13 protein-coding genes and 1 other RNA gene are annotated in these 18,556 nt (G+C 56.3%); 12 read left to right on the top strand and 2 right to left on the bottom strand.

Annotated elements, in window-relative coordinates:
- The 8 genes from OGI63_RS02630 to OGI63_RS02665 all read left to right on the top strand — a co-directional run.
- Positions 1–1,072, top strand: a 1,072-nt coding sequence (locus OGI63_RS02630; RefSeq protein WP_264309055.1) for a family 43 glycosylhydrolase, incomplete at its 5' end; no start/stop codon positions are given.
- A 27-nt stretch (positions 1,073–1,099) separates the two neighbouring features.
- A complete protein-coding gene (locus OGI63_RS02635) occupies positions 1,100–2,173 on the top strand; it encodes a LacI family DNA-binding transcriptional regulator (protein WP_041777212.1) in 1,074 nt (357 codons plus the stop codon).
- Positions 2,174–2,486: 313 nt separating this feature from the next.
- Entirely contained in the window at positions 2,487–3,548 is a 1,062-nt protein-coding gene (locus OGI63_RS02640) for a family 43 glycosylhydrolase (protein WP_011742689.1), read from the top strand.
- A gap of 300 nt (positions 3,549–3,848) precedes the next feature.
- Positions 3,849–5,129: an extracellular solute-binding protein gene (locus OGI63_RS02645; RefSeq protein WP_011742690.1), complete on the top strand. Its 1,281-nt coding sequence runs from the start codon at positions 3,849–3,851 to the stop codon at positions 5,127–5,129.
- A gap of 87 nt (positions 5,130–5,216) precedes the next feature.
- Complete coding sequence (locus OGI63_RS02650; protein WP_011742691.1) at positions 5,217–6,167, top strand: carbohydrate ABC transporter permease; 951 nt, start codon at positions 5,217–5,219, stop codon at positions 6,165–6,167.
- The gene (locus OGI63_RS02655; protein WP_011742692.1) at positions 6,167–7,054 is read left to right on the top strand and encodes a carbohydrate ABC transporter permease; all 888 of its coding nucleotides are present in this window, start codon (positions 6,167–6,169) and stop codon (positions 7,052–7,054) included. The genes OGI63_RS02650 and OGI63_RS02655 overlap by 1 nt, the downstream gene beginning before the upstream one ends.
- Before the next feature lie 7 nt (positions 7,055–7,061).
- Entirely contained in the window at positions 7,062–8,333 is a 1,272-nt protein-coding gene (locus tag OGI63_RS02660; protein ID WP_011742693.1) for a family 1 glycosylhydrolase, read from the top strand.
- Between the two features lie 186 nt (positions 8,334–8,519).
- Positions 8,520–8,696, top strand: coding sequence for a hypothetical protein (locus OGI63_RS02665; protein WP_231837099.1), 177 nt, complete (start codon positions 8,520–8,522; stop codon positions 8,694–8,696).
- Between the two features lie 123 nt (positions 8,697–8,819).
- Here the strand turns inward: OGI63_RS02665 and OGI63_RS02670 are convergent, their stop codons facing one another.
- Complete coding sequence (locus OGI63_RS02670) at positions 8,820–11,126, bottom strand: transglycosylase domain-containing protein (RefSeq protein ID WP_041777215.1); 2,307 nt, start codon at positions 11,124–11,126, stop codon at positions 8,820–8,822.
- A 220-nt stretch (positions 11,127–11,346) separates the two neighbouring features.
- Here OGI63_RS02670 and OGI63_RS02675 point away from each other — a divergent pair, with 220 nt between their 5' ends.
- The gene (locus tag OGI63_RS02675) at positions 11,347–12,489 is read left to right on the top strand and encodes an inositol-3-phosphate synthase (RefSeq protein ID WP_011742695.1); all 1,143 of its coding nucleotides are present in this window, start codon (positions 11,347–11,349) and stop codon (positions 12,487–12,489) included.
- 226 nt (positions 12,490–12,715) lie between these two features.
- On the opposite strand, the gene glf is transcribed toward OGI63_RS02675, so the two are convergent.
- Complete coding sequence (glf, locus tag OGI63_RS02680; RefSeq protein ID WP_011742696.1) at positions 12,716–13,894, bottom strand: UDP-galactopyranose mutase; 1,179 nt, start codon at positions 13,892–13,894, stop codon at positions 12,716–12,718.
- 133 nt (positions 13,895–14,027) lie between these two features.
- Here glf and ffs point away from each other — a divergent pair.
- From ffs to topA, 3 genes are all read left to right on the top strand, one after another.
- An RNA gene (ffs, locus tag OGI63_RS02685) (signal recognition particle sRNA small type) lies at positions 14,028–14,124 on the top strand.
- Positions 14,125–14,177: 53 nt separating this feature from the next.
- Positions 14,178–15,269, top strand: a complete 1,092-nt coding sequence (locus tag OGI63_RS02690) for a phosphatase PAP2 family protein (RefSeq protein ID WP_011742697.1) — start codon at positions 14,178–14,180, stop codon at positions 15,267–15,269.
- A gap of 111 nt (positions 15,270–15,380) precedes the next feature.
- A complete protein-coding gene (gene topA / locus OGI63_RS02695; protein WP_041777216.1) occupies positions 15,381–18,458 on the top strand; it encodes a type I DNA topoisomerase in 3,078 nt (1,025 codons plus the stop codon).
- The last annotated feature ends 98 nt before the right edge of the window (positions 18,459–18,556 follow it).

Consider the following 18,556-nt stretch of genomic DNA (forward strand, 5'->3'; position numbering starts at 1 on the left):
GGTGTTCGCGTGGAAGTTCAACGGCAAGCCGATGTTCATGTTCATCGCCACCGATGACACCGACGGCAATTGCGTGGATCCGAACGACGGCAGGACCCATATGCCGCTGCGCATCGCCGACTCCATCGAAGCGCTTTCCGACGCCGCGGGCGGACAGGCCAAGGAGATCGATCTGCTCGCATGCGGCGATCTCAATAGCGAAGATCGTCCGATGACCGGCTGCTTCTGGGCTCCGGAACTGCATGTGATCGGCGGCAAGCTGTCGGTCCTGTTCATGCCCTGCTTCGATGGGCCGCGCGTCAATCCCGACGGCACCCCCAACGATCGTGCCGGCAAACCGGACATGTGGACCGGCAGCTGCCACATCATGCAGCTCAAGCAGCATTCCGACGGCACGGATTTTGATCCGCGCGAGCCGGAGAACTGGACGGTGCCCGAGCCTATCCTCGACCCGGATGGCGAGACGCTCAATCCAATCCAGCGCATTTCGCTTGACATGACCGTGCTGTGCGATTCGGGCCGCTGGTACTACGCATGGCAGCAGGTCGGCAGCATCTGGATCGCCAGCTTTGACCCGGCTCGTCCGGCGAGGCTCACCAGCAAGCCGAAGCAGATCGTCGTGCCGGAATTCGCATGGGACAACATGATCGCCGAAGGACCGAACGCCATCGTGCATGACGGAACGATTTTCCTGATCTACTCGGGCTCGCTGGTCGGCATCGACTACACGACCGGCCTGGTCACCGCCCCGGCCGGACAGGGAGCCGATCTGACCGACGCCAGCGTATGGACGAAGCTCGATTATCCGCTGCAGAAGTCCGGCATGTACAACGGGCGTTGGCAGCTCGGCACCGGCCACGGCATGTGGTCGCATGACGAGGACGGCAACCTCATCTACGTGTTCCACAACGCCGAATACGAGCACGGCCGCTATGGTGGCCGCGACGCCCAAGTGCGCCGCGTGCATTGGTCCAAGGAGGGCATGCCCATTCTGGATATGCAAACGGCGGAGGAGCTTGACCCCGACTATGCTGGTGTAACAATGGAGGTTGGTTTCTTCGATGCCGACTGAGTCCGCTGAATGACAAAAGGGGTATATATGCCGAAGCGAACGGGGGGAAACGGCGAGCATGTCGTGACCATGCGTGAGGTGGCCAAGGCGGCCGGAGTGTCGATCAAAACCGTCTCCAACGTGGTCAACGACTACGAATTCGTCTCGCAGGCCACGCGCGACAAGGTCAACAAAGCCATCGCGGAACTGGGATACACGGTGAACGTATCGGCGCGCAACCTGCGCCGAGGGCAGACCGGCATCATCGGCTTGGCCATTCCCGATCTGCAGATGCCGTATTTCGCGCAGCTGTCGTCGCTGGTCATCGAAGAGGCGAAGAAAGTCGGTTTGCGCGTGATTGTGGAGCCGACGCAATATTCGCGCGATGGCGAGTTGGAAGCGCTGCACGGGTCCCAGCAGATGATGATCGACGGCCTGATCTACAGCCCGTTGGAGCTTGGGCAGGATGACGTCGAGCAGCTGAAGGTCGATTATCCGCTCGTGCTGGTCGGCGAACGCATCTTCACCGATCAGGTGGACCACATCGCCACCGAGAACGTCGAAGGCGCGAAGCGTGCCACGCAGTATCTGCTGACGACCGGTTGCCGCCGCGTGGCCGTGGTCGGCGTTCATCCGGGGGAGAAAGTCGGTTCCGCCGCACTGCGCTACCAAGGGTATCTTGAGGCGCTGGAGGAGGCCGGCGTCGAATTCGACGATCGGCTGGTCGTCGAATCAGGCATGTGGCATCGTAGTGACGGCGTGAGGGCCATGAACGCGTTGTTGGATTCCGGCGTCGAAGTCGATGGCGTCGTCGCGCTGAACGACATGCTGGCTTCCGGCGTGATGCACGCGATCCAGATGCACGGCTTGCACATTCCCGACGACATCTCCGTGGTTGGTTTCGACAATTCCGACGATTCACAGTACCTGTCGCCGGCGCTGACGTCGATCGCGCCGGGACTTGAAGCGGTCGCCCGTCTGTCGGTGAAAGTGCTCAAGGAGCGCATCGACGGCCGTGACCCGAATGCCGACAGGCCGGGGGAGAAGGTCTTCCGCAAGGTCGCATCATCGCTGGTCGTGCGCCAATCCACCAAACTCCCCATCGATTCCCTCGTCCTCTGAGCTTTCGCTTGCCTTCCGGCAAGTTTCTCCCAGCGTGCGTACCCATTGAGTCGGCTCTTCCCCCAAGGTGCCGCCGCCGGGCATGGGCGCTCGGCCGTAAGCTTGGCCGAACGGCCTTGAGTGTGTCGAGCACCCATGACCGACGGCGGCACCGACATTGGCATGAATGGCGCAAACGATGGACGCCCATGCCCAGCGGCAGCACCGCATCCAAGCATCTTCCGACAATGACGCGCCCAAGTTGTTACAACGATGTAAGAATGATATATTCAACGTTGTAAATACTGGAACAACGGATTGAGAAGGACTAAACATGGTTGTTTACAACAATCCGATCGTGCTTCAGCGCGCAGACCCCTGGGTGCTCAAGGTTGACGGCGAGTATTATTTCACCGCCTCCGATCCGGAATACAACTGCATCGCCATTCGTCACGCGTCGAATATCAACGATCTGCAGAAGGCTCCCGAGACGGTGGTGTGGCGCAAGCACGAATCCGGCCCGGCGAGCATCTACATCTGGGCCCCTGAACTACATCGCATCAATGGCGCATGGTATATCTATTTCGCAGGCGCCGCAACGGATTTCGAAGCATCCGGCCTGCCGACGCACCGCATGTTCGTGCTGGAGAACACCGACGACGATCCGACTTCCGACAACTGGGTGGAGAGGGGCCAGATCATCACCCCGATCGACTCCTTCGCACTTGACGCCACCACCGAAGTGATTGATGGCGTGCAGTATTTGGTATGGGCGCAGAAGGATCCCGCCATCGAAGGCAACTCCAACCTGTATATCGCCAAGATGGCCAATCCGTGGACGCTGGGCAGTGATCCCGTCATGCTGACCAAGCCGGAATACGACTGGGAATGCATCGACTTCCTGGTCAACGAAGGACCGGCCTTCCTGTTCCATGGGAACAAGATCTACATCACGTATTCCGCCTCCGGCACCGGCGTTCCGTACGCCGTGGGACTGTTGACCGCCGAGTGCGGCAGCGATCTGCTGGACAAGGCCTCCTGGACTAAGAGCCCGGTGCCGGTGTTTAAGACCTGCGCCGAGAACGGTCAGTATGGTCCGGGCCACAATTCATTCACCAAGTCCGAGGACGGCACCGAGGACCTGATGATCTACCACTGCCGCAACTACACGGAAATTAAGGGCGATCCGCTGTTCGACCCGAATCGCCACGCGCGCGTCGGTGTGGTCAAGTGGACCGCCGACGGTCCGGATTTCGGCGTGCCGGAACCCGACAATCTGTGGACCCCTACCACCACGGACGTGCTGCCGGCCGATGGCGGTCCGCTCGCGGGAACTCCGTGTGTGTTAAGTGCCGCAAGTACAGGTTTGCATGGCTCTTCTATCGGTGTGTCATAAAGTTGTACAACGATAGAAAAAGTTGTATAATCAAAATTACAACGTTGAAAATATTGTTTAATCCAACGAGGTGATGTTGCCAACAAAGAAGTCGGTTAATTTTATTGTGGCGTTGAGGGAATCTCTGAATGCCGAAAAAGGAGGAGGGTCTATAACTACATGTTTTTGACTTGATTGAGCATTATGTACTTCCATCGTGCCGCTAATGAATGATTTTGGCGGTCGCGAAGGGGTGCGGGCTATGAAAAATAAGAAGCTGTTACAGAGGCGTAGCGGCAAATCGGATAAAGGAGAAAAAATATGAATAAGGGAATCAGGGCAGCTGCGTTAGTTGTAGCTGCTGCATCCGTGATTTCTCTTGGAGCATGTGGTGGCGGCTCAAAGGCCGCAGGCTCCAATGGCGGAGTGACAGAGCTTAGTGTATGGAGCGGTTTTACTGAGAATGATGGGAAAGTAGTTCAATCTATTGCTGACGATTTCAATAAATCGCAAAGCAATGTGAAGGTGACAATTGAACAGAATCCTTGGAATGTAATTAATGATAAACTTCTGTCTTCAATTTCTGCTGGTAATGGTCCGGATGTGGTGACTTATCAGCCAGATGGTGCAAAAGGCTTCATCAAGCAGGGGGCTATTGTCTCTACGGATGATTTCTATTCCGATTCTTCTAATGAGACAAGTCATTACCGTAAGAATGTTGTCAAAGATGGAGAAGTGGACGGTAAACATTATGGAGTGCCAATGGGCCATGCTCCATATTCCGTCTATTTCAACAAGGCTATTTTTGATGCGGCTGGAATCACGGAGGATCAATATCCTAAGACGTGGGATGATCTTGCTGCTCTTGCGTCAAAGTTGACCGTTGATAAGGATGGAGATGGTACTCCTGACCAGTATGGGATTGCTCTTGCTGATAAGGACGCTGGATATCTTCCGATATTTTTACAGGGAGCCGGAACAGATTTAGTTGTTGACGGGAAGGCTAACCTGACTTCTAAGAAATCTAAGGATACACTTACTTGGATTCGTGATAATTTCTATGCGAAGAAGTCCTCGCCGAGCAATCTTTCGCTTGTGGATGCTCAGACGTTGTTCTGCTCCGGTAAGGCGGCGATGTTCTGGATCGGGCCTTGGATTGTTAATGCTGCCAAAGAGAAAGGAATTGAAACCGGCACATTTGAAATGCCGAAGGGGCCGGAGAAGCAGGTCACAGAAGTTGCGGCTAACTATTGGTATACGACTTCACAGGTCGACGGTAATGATGCTAAGAAGAAGGCTGCTTATGCTTGGATGAAGTTCTTTAATAATAAAAAGAATCAGATTACTTGGGCGGTTAAGGCAAACTACCCACCCAATCGTACGGATGTTACTGCTGACGATATGAAGAGCAACAATTTCGTTTCTCAAATTAGCCCTTATATGGATCATTCCAGTCTGCTTCTTGGAAGTGTTCCGTCTGGGTTTGCAGATGTTCAGTCTGAACTAAATGCTCTTGGCCCAAAGATTTCTGAATCTACGGGTGACTTGACGGATATTCTACAAAAATCTAACGATAAAATTCAAGGATATATTGAGGAATGAATTAATTTAAGCTGAAGAGAGGGTGCGAGTATCAATTGATTTGCAGCTGGGGCTCGCACCCCTTTTTGAAGCTGGGAGGGAAAGTAGATGCGTGCATCATCAAGTGGATACAAGCCACCACGCTCATTGGTCACAAGTGATTCTCCTGTCCGTCGGAATGAAATGAAGCGGGCTCAGACACGAATGGGTTGGTTATTCAGTGCTGCTGCAATTGTGATTATCGGGGCATTCGTTTTTTATCCTGCTTTTTATGCGCTGTGGATGAGTTTTACCAATGCGACGGGATTTAATAAGCCTCAATTTATTGGAGTGAAAAACTATACGGATTTATTCTCCAATCAAGATGCTGTACATGCTCTTTTGAATACGCTGATATATACGGTTATTTATATGCCGCTACTAATTATCGTAGCTTTGGCTGTTGCGATGCTTCTTAACCGTGATGATTTACCTTTGAGAGGGTTTTTCCGGTCCGCCATCTTCCTCCCGTTTGTTATTTCTATGGCTGTTGCCGCAATGGCGTGGCAGTTCATTCTTGACCCAAATTTAGGCTTCCTGCCATATTGGTTATCCAAGATTGGCATTCATATGGGTGATGTACTCGGTAGCACTACATGGGCCCTTCCTACGGTTACTGTGGTTGGTGTATGGAAGAATTTTGGTTATTTTATGGTCATCTTTCTTGCAGGATTGCAAGGGGTTTCGCATGAGCTATATGAAGCGGCGGAGCTTGATGGTTGCGGTGCGTGGAGAAAGTTTACTTCTGTTACGCTTCCGGGGCTTCGTAGCACTATGACTTATGTCGTCATAATGGCTTTGATCCAGTCTTTCCAGGCGTTTGATCAGATTTATGTCATGACGTCTGGTGGTCCTGATCATATGACTGAGACGGTTGTTTATCGAATCTATACTGAAGGCTTCCGTAATTTCCATCTTGGCGCAGCTTCGGCTCTTAGCTATGTTTTGCTGGTTTTCACCTTCATTGTGGGGGTTATCCAGCTTGTCCTTAATAACCGTTATGAAAAGGAGTCCATGTGATGAAAAAAGGATCAGTGGTTTCTGCATCTCACAATTCATCGCGGTACATTACTCCACGAGTATTATTGGGCCGCGTCGGAGTATATATACTTCTAATTCTAACTTCATTAATTACTGTTTTTCCGTTCTTTGTTTGCTTGGTTACATCATTTGCGCCGAGCAAAGAAGTCAATGCCTGGCCTCCGAAGCTGATTCCGTCTTCTTTAACGCTGGATAATTATGTACAATTATTCAACCGAATTCCTGTAGGAACACAGTTCAGAAATTCTGTGATTTTTGCCGGTTTCGTTACGCTGTTTTCTGTAGCGTTTGACGCATTGGCCGCATACGCATTGTCCAGACTCGATTTCCGAGGACGGAATGTGTTGTTGTTCGTGCTAATTGCGAGCATGATGGTACCATACCAAGCGCTCCTTATTCCAACGTATAAGATGCTCTCTTCCATGGGGCTTATCGGTAATTACAACATGGTTGCCATGATTTTGCCTCGTGCCGCTGATGTTGCAGGTATTTTTCTACTCCGACAATTTTTTATTTCATTGCCTCGAGATCTTGACAATGCTGCTCGCATTGACGGGGCGAATGAGTTTCGCGTCTTTTGGTCGATTGTGTTGCCGAATGCAAAACAGGGGCTGTTTACATTAGCTTTATTCAATTTTATGAACAACTGGAATGATTTGCTTTGGCCATTAATTATGACATCTAAGTCTGATGATCGCACATTGATCGCGGGACTTTCTCTGCTTAATGGCTCCGTTGGAGGAGCGATTCCGTATGGAATCATGATGGCTGGCGCAGTTATTGCCGCTATTCCGCTGGTAATCATATTCGCCTTTGTCCAAAAGCAATTTGTCGAAGGCGTTGCCATGAGTGGTATGAAAGGATAATGAAATCATGGTTAATCAAAAAGTCTCGCCTGTAAAAAAGTGGTTTGAGAATAAAGAAAAACTCAATTTTTCATTAGGAATTGAAGATACTTTTATTCCTCAGACTCGTCCAGGTATGCGTGCCTTAGATGAATATGAGCTAACTAAGCATTATGAATGCTGGTACGACGATATTGGTCTTATATCGGAGACTGGGGCGAATCAAACAAGATGGGGCATACCTTGGTATTTGGTAAACCCTGCGCCTGGCAAATTCCGTTTTGATTGGCTTGACCGGGTTGTAGACCGTTTCGAAGAAATCGGTGTTGATGTCATAGTCGATCTTATGCATTATGGAACACCGTTATGGCTTGATAATGGTTTTTTAAATACTGATTATCCAAAGTATGTTGCCGAGTATGCGGCAACAGTGGCGCAGCGTTATCAGAACCGGCTCAATATTTGGACTCCGTTGAATGAGCCATTGTTGAATATGATGTACTGCGGCCAATATGGCTATTGGCCACCGTATCTTGTTGGTGATGATGGGTTTGTTAAGTTGTTCCGGCAGATTACTAAAGGGATGATTTTAACTCAGCAAGCGATTAGCGAGGTGTCGCCAGAATCTACATTCGTGAATGTTGAAGCATCATTCCGATTCGCTGGTGATGTGGATGCATACTCTGATGAGGTAGGTTTCCTAAAACAACGCAGGTTCCTTGTGGAAGACACAATTATGGGTCGGATGAATTCGAATCATCCTCTCTACGGTTGGTTATCCAAGCATGGTATTCAGGATGATGACTTCCAGTGGTATCTCGATAATTCAATAAAACCGGATGTAATTGGCGTTAATTACTATCCTCAGGTGTCCACAGTGAAGTATGTGGCAGGAGATCCGCATGATGGTTCGCCATATGATCCACTGCCATTCCAAAATGATGGTGTCGAGGGGCTCAAAGATGTACTGACTTTGTTCTCGGAAAGATACGAATTGCCAGTATATTTGACTGAAACGTGTTCTCCTGGTCCTGTCGAGGAAAGAATCCGTTGGTTGCATGAATCGGTAGCGGCTGTGGATGAATTGCGTGCAGAGGGTATGAATCTTATTGGCTATACTTGGTGGTCTTTGTTCGATATGATGTATTGGGTTTATCGAGATGAGGACAAACCTGCCGAACAGTATCTTGCTCAAATGGGATTGTGGGATCTACGAGCAAATGATCATCTTTCGTTTGATCGTATTCGTACTGCAGCAGTTGATGAGTACCGTCGTTTAGTGGAAGCCCATCGTAAGTGAAAAGGTTGTAATTTGCGTATGCACTTGAAGTAATATCGTGCTTAAACACGATGAAAAGATGCCGCAGGAGTTCTTCGCAGCGGCATCTTTCCATATCTAGTAATTGAGATATCAGAACTCTGTTGCAAACTGTTAATCGCCAACCACCACAACAACGGTGGCGCGGACGACGAATGGTACTTGTTCGTGGACGTGATTCCGTCGATCGGATACCGTCCGATGGTCAGCCGCGATCTCGATCAGGGCTGGGTGCCGTTGCAGGCGGACGATTACTTCCTCACCGCGCATACGAAGCACGGTGGCGTCGCCTCGCTGACGCGCGCCGAATACGACCGTCTTGCCCAGCATGTGCATGCATTCTGACAAACGACGTTGACGACCATGCGCCCGCGTGTGCACGCGGCAAAACCAAGGGGGCTTCCCGGAATAACCGGGAAGCCCCCTTGCGTATTTGCTGACCGCGACGGCAATCGCAGTCAGCGACTGCTATTGCTGCGATGTATCGCCATTGGCGCCGTTATTACCGGAATTATCGTCACTGGTTCCTCCGCCATTGCCACCGTTGGTGTCGTTACCGTCGCCGTTAGCGGGGATACCGCCGCTATTACCGCCGTCGCCACCGCCCTGACCGGTATTCTGCGTTTCCTCGGTCTGATTCGGCGTGGTCTGTTGGGTGTTCTCCTCGGTGCGCGGAGTCACGGTGGTCTGCTGCTTTCTAGTCCAGGTCTTCTGCGCGCCGGTGCCCCACGTACCGTCCGGTCCGCCGACCTTGCCGTTATCGGTGGCGTCGGGGAACGTTTCGTTCGGAGTGTCGGCAAGGGCCTGCTTCATGTATTCGGTGAACAGATGCACGGGGTAGTCGCTGCCGCCGGTCCATCGGCCGAACGAAGGGATCTGCTGCGGATTGCCGTTGGCGTCCGGATACCACATCGCCACAGAAGTCAGCATGGACGGCGTATAGCCGATGAAGCTCGCTGCGTTGGAATCGTTTGCGGTGCCTGACTTGCCGGCAATGGTGTGCCCAGTGGCACGCGCCTCGGTGGCGGTGCCTCGCTGGACCACGCCGGTAAGCGCCTTCGTCACGAGATTCGCGTTGTTCGCTTCGAACGTCTGCTCCGCCGAGGTCGGCGCGTTGTACAGGTCGGTGCCGTTCGCCGTCTGCACTTGGGCAACGATATGCAGCGTCGGCTTGTTGCCTTGGTTGGCCAGTGTGGCGTATCCCTGCGTCATGTCCTTGAGGGTCAGGCCGTTGTTGCCGAGCACGGTGAACGGGTTGGAACCATCCAAAGACGAATCGTCAACGCCGGCCTGCCGTGCGGTTTCGGCGATTTTCTGCGCGCCGAGCTTGGTTTGCAGATCCATGTACACGGTGTTCGAGGATTGTTCCGTCGCCGTGTACAGGTTCACGTATCCCAGATTCTCGCCGCCGTAGTTGCTCACCGTTTCGGTGATGCCCGGGAACGTCCGGTACGAGTTGCCGTTGAAGTACGTGTTGAGGCTGACGCCTTCGTTGACGGCGGCCAGCAATGCGAACGGCTTCATGGTGGAGCCGACTTCGTACGTTGCCTGGGTGACGTTGTTGAGCTGCTTGGTCAGGTAGTCGTCTCCTGCGTACAGCGAGATGATGGAACCGTCCTTGGGGTTCACCGACAGCGCGCCGAACTGCATGCCGTCGGGCACGATGCCTTGCATGCCGTTTTGGGAGGGACTGATGGTGGAGAACATCAGGTCCTGCTTCGATTTGTCAATGGTGGTGACGATTTTGTAGCCGCCGGTTTCCAGGTCCTGCTTGCTGAACGCCTTGGTGTTGACGAGTTCGTTCTGCACCATCGTCAGCAGGTATCCGTTCGGTCCGGACATCTGGTTGTTTTGTTGGATTTCGATGGTTTGCGGGAATTTCGCGGCTTTCTTCTCGTCCGGCGTGATGTAGCCGTCTTCGTCCATGATGTTCAGCACGCGCTTGTAACGTTTTTCAGCTTGCTTGGGATTCACGTCGGGGGTCCATACGCTCGGCGCGGGAATGATGCCGGCAAGCATGGCCGCTTCGGAGAGCGTCATATCCTTCGCGTCCTTGCCGAAGTACGCTTTGGCCGCTGCCTGGATGCCGTATGCGCCACGGCCGAGATAGATGGTGTTCATGTAGTTGCACAACACCTGGCTCTTGTCCTGTGCTTGGGCGATTTTGACCGCCAGGAACGCCTCACGCAGTTTGCCCACGTACGAGGTGGTTTCGCCCAGATAATAGCGTTCCGCATACTGCTGGGTGATGGTGGAACCGCCCTGCCTGCTACCGGTGGTCAGGTTGTTGTAGAACGCGCGTGCGATGCCGATTGGATCGATGCCCTTATTGGTATAGAAGGAGCGGTCTTCCGATGCCACGATCGCGTTGCCGACGTAGTCGGGCAGGTCTGCGCAGCTGATGATTTCGCGATTCTGCTCCGCATAGCTGCCGATCGGCGTGGTGCCGTCGTTGTAGTACACGGTCGTCTTTTCGGCCAGCGCGAACTTTTCCGGCTGTGGGATTTCCGTGGTGATGTACATGTAGGCGAACAGGCCGATACCTGCCGCGATGAGCGCCGCGAAGATGCCGAGCACCCATTTGAGCACGAGATGCTTGTGTTTTCTGGTCTTTTTGGGTGCGCGATGCGAAGTGTGCTTCGGCCCCTGGGGCGGCTTGCTCAGCACTTCTCCATGGACCCCGTAGGTGGTGCCCACCCGTGGCGTCGTGGACGTTGCGCTGCCGCTGCGGGCGCTTTTTGAGCGTGAGCTGACACTTCGTGTTCGTGAAACCATGGTTTCCACCGTAGCCGAACGACCTGAAAAACAAGGGTGTAGATAGTGCTGTCCGACTGGAAAAACATGTTTTTGCGCAGCTTTTTTACAAATCGACAATCTGTTGACGACTGCCGTAATATGGCCGTTTTTCAGTGATTTTTCAGTTTACAATGCGGTTTGTGGGTATGCTTGGGGATTGGTATACCTGCGAAACGCATAACAGAGGAGTCGTTTTCAGATGAGCATTCGAGTGGCTATCGCCGGCGTGGGCAATTGCGCCTCGTCGCTGGTGCAGGGCGTTGAGTATTACAAGGACACCAAGGACGAGGATAAGATTCCCGGCCTGATGCACAACAATTTCGGTGGCTACCGCGTGCGTGACATCGAATTCGTCACCGCGTTCGACGTCGATGCGCTGAAGGTGGGCAAGGACCTGTCCGAGGCGATTGGCGCTTCTCAGAACAACACCATCAAGTTCGCGGACGTGCCGAATCTGGGCGTGGAGGTGCTGCGTGGCCCGACTAACGACGGCTTGGGCGAATACTACCGCCAGATGATCGAAGAGTCGGACGCCGAACCGGTGGACGTGGCCCAGGTGCTGCGTGACAAGAAGGTCGACGTGCTGGTTTCCTACCTGCCGGTTGGTTCCGAGAAGGCGGACAAGGCTTACGCTCAGGCCGCTATGGACGCTGGCTGCGCGTTCGTGAACTGCCTGCCGGTGTTCATCGCCTCCGATCCGGAGTGGGCGCAGAAGTTCCGTGACGCTGGTGTGCCGATTGTCGGCGACGATATCAAGTCGCAGGTCGGCGCCACCATCACGCACCGCGTGCTGGCCCGTCTGTTCGAGGATCGCGGCGTGCGTCTGGATCGTACGTACCAGCTTAACGTCGGCGGCAACATGGACTTCATGAACATGCTGCAGCGTTCCCGCCTGGAATCCAAGAAGATCTCCAAGACCCGCGCTGTCACTTCCGTGGTGCCGCACGAGATGGATCCGCACAACGTGCATATCGGCCCGTCCGATTACGTGGCTTGGCTTGACGACCGCAAGTTCGCCTTCGTGCGTCTTGAGGGCACCACGTTCGGCGATGTGCCGCTGAACCTCGAATACAAGCTCGAGGTGTGGGATTCCCCGAATTCCGCCGGTATTGTGATCGACGCCGTGCGTGCGGCGAAGATCGCGCTCGATCGTCATCTGGCCGGTCCGGTTCTGGCTCCGAGCTCCTACTTCATGAAGTCTCCGGCCGTGCAGCACGAGGATGGCGAGGCCCGCCGCTTGGTGGAGGAATTCATCAAGGGTGAGGTCGAAGGCACCGAAGAGCAGCTTGACGCCGATGTGGCGGCCGCGAAGGCCGCCGGCAAGGATGTGTGGCGCGCATAGCGTGCGTTGCTGACGGCAGACCCGCGATGGCAATGGCAACCATCTCGTAGGTCTCGACCCACTCGCCTGATTCGTAGGCAGAATCAGCATATAATGAAAATCCCTATGGCCTGGGGTAATGCCATAGGGATTTTTGTTGTCCCGGAAACGCTGCGGCGGTGGCGGCCAATGGTCGTGCGCCGTCGCAGCGTGAACGGGAATCATATATTGCGCAATGTATATCGCGTCACTTTTTGAGGAGTGGTTCGACCTGTTCCTCGTACGCGGTCAACGCGGTGTCGATCACGTTGTGCATGTCGTAATACTTGTACGTGCCCAAACGGCCGCCGAACACGGTCCTCGGCTCGGCCTTCGCGAGCTCCTCGTACCTCGCGTACAACGCCTTGTCGGCCTCCGTGTTGATCGGATAATACGGCTCGTCCCCGCGCTCGGCGAAACGGCTGTACTCCTCCCACACCACGGTCCTGTCCGGGTTCTGCGAAGCCCTGCGCTCCGGGTTGAAGTTCTTGAACTCGATCGCGCGCGTGTACGGCACGTCCGGGTCGGAGAAGTTCATCACCGGGCATCCGAAATGGTCGCCCTCGTCGTAACGCACCTCCCTGAAGTCCACCGTACGCCACTTCAGCTCGCCCAGCGAGTAGTCGAAGTAGCGGTCCACCGGACCCGTGTACACCACCGGCACGCCCGCCGCGGCCAGCGCCTTCCTGTTGTACGGCTGGGACTCGTCGAAGAAGTCGGTCCTGAGGGTCACGTGGATGCGCGGATCGTCGATCATGCGCTCCATCCAGGCGGTGTAGCCGTCCGTGGGCAGGCCCTCCCACGTGTCCCTGAAATACCGGTTGTCGTAGTTGAAGCGCACCGGCAGGCGGTTGATGATGCCCGCGGGCAGGTCCTTCGGATCGGTCTGCCACTGCTTGCCCGTGTAGTTCTTGATGAACGCCTCGTACAGCGGGCGGCCGATCAGCGAAATGCCCTTGTCGTTGAGGTTCTTCGGGTCCGTGCCCGCCAATTCGCCGGCCTGCTCGTCGACCAGGGCCTTCGCCTCGGCCGGCGTGTAGTGCGCGTGGAAGAACTGGTTGATGGTCCCGAGGTTGATCGGCAGGGGATACACCTCGCCGTCGTGCGTGGCGTACACGCGGTGCACGTAGTCCGTGAAGCTTGTGAAACGGTTCACATAGTCCCAGACCCTCTTGTTGGACGTGTGGAACAGGTGCGCGCCGTACTTGTGGATCTCCGCGCCGGTCTCCTCGTCCATGTAGCTGTACGCGTTGCCGCCGATATGGTCGCGCACGTCGATGATCTCGACCCTCACGCCCAGGTGCTCGACGGCCTGCTGGGCCACGGTCAGGCCGAACAGGCCCGCGCCCACGACCACCAGATCGGGATACTCCACCGCATCAGTCATAACAAAACAACCTTCCAAACGTTATCGATGCTTATCGCAGCCACGCAAACGCACAGGGGCGGCGTGCGATTCCTTCTCAAGTGTACCCGTGCGTCTAGTCGGTGCGGCGAGGTCCGGGCATGGTGTAATATGGCAAGAGCCTCCGCGTGGCGGTATGTCACCCAACTCCCCCAGGGCAGGAATGCAGCAAGGGTAAGTGGCCTCTTCCGGGTGCGTGGAGGTTTTTCTATATCTTCTCCGATTCGTTCCCCACAGTAGGGGCGATGCCGTATTCTCGGTGACTATGACCAACGAATTCAAGCCACTTGTCCGAGATCCACAGCAGCCTGTGAACATGCTTCAGCAGCCCACGGCAGCAACGCCTGCGGAACCGTTGGAATCGTTGTCGTTCCCTGATATGCGCGAAGTCGAGGCGGTGCTTTCTCCGCAGGATGTCAACAAAGGCTTGGCTCAGGTGGATCCGCTGACCCGCCATCCGCGCGTGTCCAGCATCGTGCTGTGCGTGGTGTTCGGTCTGCTGATGCTTGCCGCTTCCGCCGGCGTCTGGTGGCTTGGCGTGCGTACCATGGACGGCCAAAGCTATGAGGATATCGTCTGGTCGAAATTCGATGCCGCGTTGCCGGGTTGGCTGGCGCCGGTCGTGCACGTCTTCGCCATTTCCGCAGTGGTCATCACCGTCAGCGTCATCATGGGGGCAATCGCGTTTGCCGTGCTGATCGTGCGCAAACGGTGGCTGTCGATCGCGCAGCTCGCTGTATTCGGAGGCCTGTGTTTCGCCGCGGCCGAACTGTTGAAGCCGCTGCTGCCACGCCCGTATCTTATTAATTTGGAATCGAATCCTAATAATTCCGCGTCTTCCGGGCATGTCATCCTTGCCGCTGCGGCAAGCGTGATGCTGCTGTGCGCCGTGCCGCGCGTGCTGCGTGCGCTGGTGGCGGTGATTGGTTGGGCGTATACGGTGCTGGTCGGATTGTCGGTGATCGCGGCGCAATGGCATCGTCCGACCGACGTGATTATGGCGCTGCTGATCGTCGGCGGACTGGCGTTGCTGGCGCTTGCCACCACGTTCGCCAGCGGCATGGATGAGCCGGGCACGCGCGTCTCGTCGGCAAGCGTGCAGATCGTCGGCAGTGTGATGCTGACGATTGGCGTATTGGGCATCCTGTACGGCGCGTATATCATCTGGCAGATTCAGCCGGGACTCGCCATGAGCGCCGAATGGACGAATGCCGGCGCGTACGTTTCCACGGCGCTGCTGACGGCCGCCGTTTCCGCGCTGGTGCTTGGCATAACGCTCGCCATGCGTCAGCTGACCGCCTCGCCGTTGACGAAACTGGGTTTGGTGGGAGCGCCGCCCGCACCGCCGAAGCGCTGAAAACAGCCGGTTCCGGGCATGCTGCCGTCCATACGCCACACGGGCGGTTTGCCATTTCTCCGTATTCAGTGAGTATTATTGCGTTGCAATCACTAGTAATAAGGAGTGGCTATGGCTACCGGCAGCAAGCTCGTTATTGTGGAGTCTCCTACCAAGGCGAAGAAGATTGGCGGATACTTGGGCTCCGGATACACGGTCATGGCATCGGTCGGCCATATCCGCGACCTTGCCCAGCCCAGCCAGGTGCCGGCGGCCGAGAAAGCCAAATACGGCAAGTTCGGCGTGGATATCGAAGACGGGTTCAAGCCGTATTACATCGTGGACGGCAACAAGAAGAAAACCGTTGCCGACCTGAAAAGCGCGCTGAAGAAGGCAGACACCCTCTACCTCGCCACTGATGAGGATCGCGAAGGTGAGGCGATCGCATGGCATCTTGTGCAGACGCTGAAGCCGAAGGTGCCCGTCAAGCGCATGGTGTTCCACGAGATCACGCCGGAAGCGATCAAGGCGTCGCTGAACAACACGCGTGATGTGGACGCCGCCATGGTGGACGCCCAGGAAACCCGTCGTATTCTGGACCGTCTGTACGGCTATGAGCTGTCCCCGGTGCTGTGGCGCAAGGTCGGTCCGGGCCTATCCGCGGGCCGCGTGCAGTCCGTGGCCACCCGTCTGATCGTGGAACGTGAGCGTGAGCGCATGGCGTTCGTGCGTGCCCCCTATTGGGATGTCACCGCCACGCTGGAAGCGCCCGACGCCGACGGCAACAATGTTGCGTTCGATTCTCGCATGGTGTCGCTTGGCGGCCGTCGTTTGGCCGGTTCCAAGGATTTCGGCGATGATGGCCAGCTGACCGCCGCCGGCGTCAAAGACAACGTCGTGCAGCTGGACGAAACGCACGCGAATGCGATCGCGCGATCGCTGGAATATGCGACGTTCACCGTCTCGTCGATGGAAACCAAGCCGTACCGTCGCCGTCCGGTGCCGCCGTTCACCACGTCCACGCTGCAGCAGACGGCCGGCAATCGCCTTGGCATGAGCTCGCGCCAGACCATGCGTGCCGCGCAGGGGCTGTACGAAAACGGTTTCATCACGTATATGCGTACCGATTCGGTGACGCTGTCGCAGGAGGCGATCGCGGCCGCCCGTGAAGCGGTGTCGCGGCACTTCGGCGAAAAGTACTTGTCCGATGCGCCCAAGCAGTACGCCACGAAGACGGCGGGCGCGCAGGAAGCCCATGAATGTATCCGACCGGCGGGCGCGCATTTCCGCGATCCGGCTGAAATCGCCACCAAAGTGCCGGCCGACCAGCTCAAGCTGTACACCCTGATCTGGCAGCGCACGCTGGCCTGCCAGATGGCCGATGCGACCGGTTCCACCGCCACCGTGCGTCTGTCCTCGCCGACCGAAGCCGACGGCGAGGCCATGTTCCAGGCGTCCGGCACCGTCATCGAATTCCCCGGCTTCATGAAGGCCACCGGCGAGGGCCGCCGTAGCGTTGTCGACGCGAAGAAGAGCGCCGAGGCGGCGGGCGTGAAGATTGGCGATAAGGCCGAAAAGTCTGCGAAGGCTTCGAAGAAAACCGATGACAACGTTTCCCTGCCGCCGATGCAGCCGGGCGACGAGCTTGCCGCCGTGGACGTTGCCGCGGACGGCCACGAGACCCAGCCGCCGGCGCGCTACACCGAAGCGTCGCTCGTCAAAACGTTAGAACAGAAGGAAATCGGCCGTCCGTCCACGTATGCGAGCATCATCTCCACGATCATCGACCGCGGGTACGTGTACGAGCGTGGCCGTGCGCTGATTCCGTCCTGGCTGGCGTTCTCCGTCACCAAACTGCTTGAAACGAAGTTCCCGAAGTATGTGGATTACGAGTTCACCGCCGATATGGAAACCGGCCTCGACCAGATTGCTGGTGGCCATGAGACCGGCAAGGCGTGGCTGACCCGCTTCTACTTCGGTTCCGGCGATGGTGCGGCCCAGTCCGCCGACGAGGCGCATGAGGGCCTGCAGCAGCAGGTGGCGCAGCTTGGCGAGATTGATGCGCGTGAGATCAACACCATCGATATCGGCGATGGCCTGCACGTGCGCGTCGGCCGTTATGGCCCGTATCTTGAGGACATGAAGCATCTGGATGCGGAAGGCAATCCGAAGCGCGCCTCGCTGCCGGATACGCTCGCTCCGGATGAGCTGACCGTCGAGGTCGGCCACGATCTGATTGAAAACCATTCCGGTGGGCCGCGTGAACTGGGCAAGGACCCGGTGTCCGGCGGCACCGTCGAGGTACGCAATGGCCGGTTCGGCCCGTACGTGGCGTTGGTCATGCCGAGCGCGGAAGATGCCGGCGATACCGCTGCCGAGTCCGCCGCAGGCAAGGCGGGCAAGACGAAGCGTTCCGGCGGTAAGAAGGCGGCTTCCGACCGTCCGAAGATGGCGTCGCTGTTCAAGACGATGAGTCCCGAATCGCTGACGTTGGAAGACGCGCTGAAACTGCTGAGCCTGCCGCGCGAAGTCGGCTCCTACGATGAGGCGAACGCCGAAACCGGCGAAATGCAAACGGTTACGGTCATGGCCAACAATGGCCGTTACGGCCCGTACCTGACCAAGACCGGTGCCGACGGCAAGTCCGACACGCGTTCGCTGGCTTCCGAAGACGAGATCTTCACCGTCGACTTGGAGAAGGCCAAGGAACTGTTCGCGCAGCCGAAGTACGGACGCGGTCGTGGACGTGGCGCGGCCAAGCCGCCGCTGCGCGACTTGGGCACCGATCCGGAAACCCAGAAGCACGTGACCATCAAGGACGGCTTCTACGGCGCGTACATCACCGACGGCGAGACAAACCGTACACTGCCGAAGCAGTATGCGCCCGAATCGATCGAACCGGCCGAGGCGTTCCGCCTGCTGGCGGAGAAGCGCGCGCAGGGGCCGTCGAAGCGTCGTGGCCGCAAGACGGCTGCGAAGGGAGCCAAGAAGGGCGCTGCCAAAGGAGCGAAATCCGCGAAGAAGGTGAGCGCGACCGAACAGGCGCGTGCCGACCGCCGTGCCAAGGTGCGTGAACTGGCCGACAAGGGTTGGGCGAATACGCGTATAGCGAAGGAGATCGGCTCCACCGCGTCCACCGTGAAGGCTGACGTCGACTGGCTGACCGCCAACGAAGGCTACGCGCGTCCTGAAGTCGTTCCCGCACGCTGACGTTATGCGGCGCGCGAAACGTCGCACGATCTGATGTTCCGCAAGACAATCGGCATCGTGCGACACCAAGCCGTGGGCCGAATGGCCGGGCACGGCAG

The sequence above is a fragment of the Bifidobacterium sp. KRGSERBCFTRI genome, assembly GCF_025908335.1.